The sequence below is a fragment of the Citrobacter sp. NCU1 genome (genome assembly GCF_010231475.1).
Classification (GTDB): domain Bacteria; phylum Pseudomonadota; class Gammaproteobacteria; order Enterobacterales; family Enterobacteriaceae; genus Citrobacter_D.
This window is the reverse complement of the sequence record NZ_NRDO01000120.1, coordinates 1-1,216: the sequence shown is the minus strand read 5'-3', so window position 1 is coordinate 1,216 and position 1,216 is coordinate 1. Positions and strand designations below refer to the sequence as shown.

1 protein-coding gene is annotated in these 1,216 nt (G+C 45.6%); it reads right to left on the bottom strand.

Going from position 1 to position 1,216, the window contains the following annotated elements; genetic code table 11:
• Positions 1–179: 179 nt before the first annotated feature.
• Positions 180–944, bottom strand: a complete 765-nt coding sequence (locus CJP72_RS24740) for a hypothetical protein (protein ID WP_162383874.1) — start codon at positions 942–944, stop codon at positions 180–182.
• Positions 945–1,216 lie beyond the last annotated feature (272 nt).

Sequence of the window (1,216 nt, the reverse complement as noted above, 5' to 3'; positions counted from 1 at the left end):
CCAGAACATTACGCCGCCTTGCGAACATCCAGAACGTTCGATAATGTCACCATATCGGATCTTTGTTGGTTTGGATTTGTAAAAGTATTGCAGGGTTTCTAACACACGCTTTCCAGCGTCGTTAATCTGAATACGGTCAACGCCGTATTTCACTAAGTATTGAATCATAATCCTCCTGGTTAAAATGGTAGGGCGTCGAATCTTGAATAAAGATGCGGGTGAAGTTGTTCGAAACATTCCTCTAACCTCTCCTCGAATCTGCTTGATAAGCGCTTGCCGTCATTACGCAGGACACGACGTGCATAAGTTGTAAATGTGTCATATCTTTGGCTTTGTCTAAGGCTTTCAGGCTGTGAGAGCCGCTTACAAACAACCTCAAGAGCCATATCCTCATCAATGACCACCTGATCGCTTTCCGTTGTTGTTGCAACGCTTTCAGGGACGCTCTGAGCCGCGATCACAGCTTCTTCTATAACATTGGTCATTGTCGGGGCTGGTGTTGGCTCTGGCTGCTGTGGCACTTCGTCAGACACTGCTACAGGCTGCGCTGTCGGCGCTTCTGGTGGGATAATGTGAGCATCAGTAAGCGGGAGTGCTCGTAATTCCTTATTTCTCCGTCCTTCGATTTTGGTTCTGGTAATGAGTCCAATTAATTCCATCTGTTCGATCAGGTCGTTTGTCTTTGGTCGAGATAACCTGCAAACCTTTGCAAGCTCGCTTTGTTCCTCGTAACAAATACTGCCGGATTTTTCCCAGTCTGCTACGTAACAATACAGCTTTTGCATTGAGGCTGAAAACTTCACTCTTCCTTTATCAAGGAGGGGAGAATAGATAAATGGGATTTCTTTGAAGTAGTGGGGAATGTTGAGAGTGCGCTCTCTCGTTACACCATCTTTATCGATGTATTGGTAATCTGCCTTAATCTGGGCGAGAGTTTTTGCCATTGTTGTTTGCTCCTGTGTATGCTCAGTAAATTACGAATGCTCTTCATTTGGTTTTCTCCGCGTCTCATTCGTGGGGGTGGGTGTTAATGCTGGAACGTGGTTATTACGCGCCAGCTTTCGAATATTTGACCGCCAGACTTTGGCATTCTTCAAGAAGAAGTGCGCTTACGCTCATTTTTCGGCGCTTTGCTTCTTTGAACAGAATCTGGAATGTCGCATCCGGGATCATTAACGATGTGGACGGCGGTAATTTGGTTTTCTTCTCGATCATT

Coding starts and splice junctions, on each gene's coding strand:
- CJP72_RS24740 (WP_162383874.1), bottom strand. CDS start 944: ATGGCAAAAACTCTCGCCCAGATTAAGGCAGATTACCAATACATCGAT.